The sequence below is a fragment of the Gordonia sp. i37 genome (assembly GCF_002043085.1).
Lineage (GTDB): Bacteria > Actinomycetota > Actinomycetes > Mycobacteriales > Mycobacteriaceae > Gordonia > Gordonia polyisoprenivorans.
Genome location: NZ_MVPX01000133.1, coordinates 1 through 3,494, shown reverse-complemented (window position 1 = coordinate 3,494; position 3,494 = coordinate 1). Strand labels below are relative to the sequence as shown.

Annotated in this window: 4 protein-coding genes; 1 reads left to right on the top strand and 3 read right to left on the bottom strand. The window is 67.9% G+C overall.

Features of this window, described 5'->3' with window-relative positions; all coding sequences use genetic code 11:
* Positions 1–170, bottom strand: a 170-nt coding sequence (locus tag B1964_RS06330; protein ID WP_139765644.1) for a helix-turn-helix domain-containing protein, incomplete at its 3' end; no start/stop codon positions are given.
* 57 nt (positions 171–227) lie between these two features.
* Between B1964_RS06330 and B1964_RS06325 the strand changes: the two genes are divergently transcribed.
* Positions 228–707: a PaaI family thioesterase gene (locus B1964_RS06325; RefSeq protein ID WP_079929257.1), complete on the top strand. Its 480-nt coding sequence runs from the start codon at positions 228–230 to the stop codon at positions 705–707.
* Positions 708–721: 14 nt separating this feature from the next.
* On the opposite strand, the gene B1964_RS06320 is transcribed toward B1964_RS06325, so the two are convergent.
* Both B1964_RS06320 and B1964_RS06315 read right to left on the bottom strand, forming a co-directional pair.
* Positions 722–2,137, bottom strand: coding sequence for an FAD-dependent oxidoreductase (locus tag B1964_RS06320; protein ID WP_079929256.1), 1,416 nt, complete (start codon positions 2,135–2,137; stop codon positions 722–724).
* On the bottom strand, positions 2,134–3,494 hold a 1,361-nt coding region (locus B1964_RS06315), incomplete at its 5' end, for an aminobutyraldehyde dehydrogenase (protein ID WP_079929255.1). The genes B1964_RS06320 and B1964_RS06315, both read right to left, overlap by 4 nt.

The following is a 3,494-nucleotide window of genomic DNA, read 5'->3' as shown; positions in this document are numbered from 1 at the left end:
CCGAAGTTGCCGTAGAGGGTGGTCAGTGCGATGTCGGCGCGCTCGGCGATCCCATCGACCGAGGTCGCCCGGAAACCGTTCTGCGCAAACAACTCTGCGGCAGCATCGAGAATGGCGGCGCGAGTGCGGCGTCGTCGGCGATCGCGGGGCTCGTCCAGGAGCGAGGTCATGTGCTAATTGTAGTACTACTACGTATACGTAGTCAGACTAGTTTTACTGGAGGACTCATGACCACCACCGATTCGGCCACACCCACCGAGCCGACACACCCGGGACCGAGACACCCAGAGCCTGCGCCGACCGACGGCTCCGCGGTGATGCGGGAGCTGATCCCGACCTCACCGTTCGTCGTCGCCCTCGGCATCACCCTCGAGTCGATCGGCGACGGCCGAGCAGAGCTCCGGATGCCCTTTCGGCACGAACTGACCACCGTCGGCGAGATGGTGCACGGCGGCGCGCTGGGCGCATGCGCCGATGTCGGCATCATGGCGGCGGCATGGGCCGGTCGCGAGATTCCGGACAAGCTGCGTGGCGTGACGACCTCGATGTCGGTCAACTTCCTGCGGCCCCTACAGGCCGAGGATCTCCGCATTGTCGCCGACCGTCTTCACAACGGAAAACGGCTGTGCCACTGCACCGTCGACCTGCTCGGAGCCACCAGCGGCACACTCGTGGCGCGAGCGACCGGGACCTATCAGATCGGTTGATCGGCGTCCATGTATCAGCTGTCGAAGCCGAGCCCGACCTTGTCCATCGCGGCCAACCATGCACCTCGCTTGCCCTCGCGACGCTCGCTGCGGGCCAGTTGGTGGCGGGTCAGCGTGATCCCGGTCCATCGCAGCGGTTCCGGCGGGAACGGAATCGGCTTGGAGCGCACCATCTTCAGAGATGTCCGCTCGGTCGCCAGACCGTCGACGAGATCGAGTGCGGTCGCCGCGGCGAAGTGTGAGGCCCCGACGCCGAGCCCGGTGAAGCCGACCGTGGTGACCACCCGACCACCGTGTGAGCGGTCCCAGAAAGCACAGAATCGTGAGCAGGTGTCGATCACACCACCCCAGGTGTGACTGGCGCGGACGCCCTCGAGCTGCGGGAACATCTGCAGCAGGTGTTCGGCGAGCAACGCGAACTCGGCGGGCTCGTATTCATGACGTCGCGAGTCATCGGAACCGTAGTGGTAGAGCGCGTCCCAGCCGCCGAACAGAATCCGATCGTCGGCGGTCAAGCGGAAGTAATGGAAGCGTGGACCACAATCGGCCAGACCCTCGCGCCCGGCCCAACCCAGCGCTGCCCGACGCTCGGCGTCGAGGGGCTCGGTCATCAGGGCGTAATCCCATACCGGAACCGTGTAGGGCCGAAGTCGGCGCACAAGAGACGGACTCGCCGAGGTCGCCAGGACGACGCGATCGGCGACGACGTCACCGAATCCGGTTCGCGCGCGCATGCGGTCGTTCTCGCGACGCAGCCCGGACACCTCGGTGTGTTCGTAGATGCGTACCCCCAGCCGCTCGGCGGCCGCAGCCAGCCCCCAGGCGAGTTTCGCGGGGTCGAGCATGATCACCTCGGGGTCGAAGAGCGCGGCCTTGACCATCGGCGAGTTCACCCGCGCACGCGCCTGCGGCCCCGGCAGCAACGGCATCTCCTTGCCGAGAAATGCTGCCGCCGAGGACATCTCCCGAAGGTCGTCGACCTGCCAGTCGGCGTTGGCGATGTCGAGTTCACCGGTGCGCTCGGCGTCGGCGTCGATGCCCAGACGCGCCAGCGCTGCCTCGATCTCGTCGAGCGTCTCGCTCCCCAGACGCAACAGTGTGTCCATCTCGTCCTCGAAGCGGTCGATGCCGTTACCGAGTCCGTGGGTGATACTCGACGAGCAGAATCCGCCGTTGCGGCCGGAGGCGTGTTCGGCGATGCGGTCACGTTCGACCAGTACGATCCGTCGGCTCGGGTCCCGTTCGGCGGCCGTCACCGCGGTCCACAGCCCGGTGAAGCCACCGCCGACGACCAGCAGGTCGGCGTCGACCTCCTCGGACAGCCGCGGACGCGGGGCGGGACGGTCCGCCCGGTCGAGCCAATACGACGTCGGCGCGGCCTGTGCCACCATCTCGACGGCCCGACGCCCGGGTCTGCTCGCCCACGTCATCGCGATCCCCGACCCGGATCGGCGAACACCGTTCGGTGCCAATCCTTCTGCGCGACACCGGTATTGTCGCTCATGACGTGTTTGACGGTGAGGTACTCCTCGAGCGAGTACATCGACATGTCCTTGCCGAAGCCCGAGGCACCGACGCCACCGTGCGGCATCTCGCTGATGATCGGGATGTGGTCGTTGATCCACACGCACCCGGCGTGGATCTCCCGGGAGGCACGGCCGGCACGGTAGACGTCGCGGGTCCACGCCGAGGCCGCGAGACCGTAGACGGTGTCGTTGGCGCGGCGGATGGCGTCGTCGTCGTCGGTGAACGCCGAAACGGTCAGTACCGGGCCGAAGACCTCGTCCCGATAGATCTCCGACGACTCGGCGACGTCGGCGATCAGCGTCGGTGGATAGAACGCGCCAGGACCGTCGGGCACCTGCCCGCCGACGACCACCCGGGCGCCCTGCGCCGGGGCGCGCGCCACCATCTGCGCAACCTTGTCGCGGTGGTCGGTCGAGATCAGCGACCCCATGTCGGTGGCCGGATCCCGTGGATCGCCCATCAGCACCGATCCCATCACCTCGGCGACCCCGGCGACGAAGTCGTCGTAGAGGTCGGCGGCCACGATCGCCCGGGTGGCCGCCGTGCAGTCCTGACCGGCGTTGATGAGCGATCCGGCGACGGCACCGGCGATGGCGGCATCGAGGTCGGCGTCGTCGAAGACCACGAACGGGGCCTTGCCGCCGAGTTCGAGTTGCACGCGGGTGCCGTGGGTGGCGGCCTGACCCATCACCATCCGGCCGACCGCGGTCGAGCCCGTGAAGGTGACCATGTCCACGTCGGGATGACCGGCGATCGCGGCACCGACGTCTGCGCCGGTGCCGACCACCACGTTGAGCACACCGTCGGGCAGGCCCGCCTCGGTGGCCAGTCGCGCCAGGGTCAGCGTGGTCAGCGGTGTCAGTTCGGCCGGTTTGAGCACGACGGCACACCCGGCGGCCAACGCGGGCAACACCTTCCAGACCGCCATCTGCAGCGGGTAGTTCCACGGGGTGATCGACCCGACGACACCCACCGGTTCACGGCGGATCGAACTGGTGTGGTCACCGGAGTACTCGCCGCTGGCCTTGCCCTCCAGGATGCGGGCGGCACCGGCGAAGAAGCGCACGTTGTCGATGCTGCCCGGCACATCGAACTCGCGGGAGAGCCGGATCGCCTTGCCGGTGTGCGCGGTCTCCTGCTCGGCAAGCAGATCGGCTTGGGTTCCGAGAGCAGCCGCGAGCGCCCCGAGTACCTCGGAACGCTGCGCGGGAGTGGCTGCACCCCAATCACTTTGGGCAGCACGTGCTGCCGATACGGCGG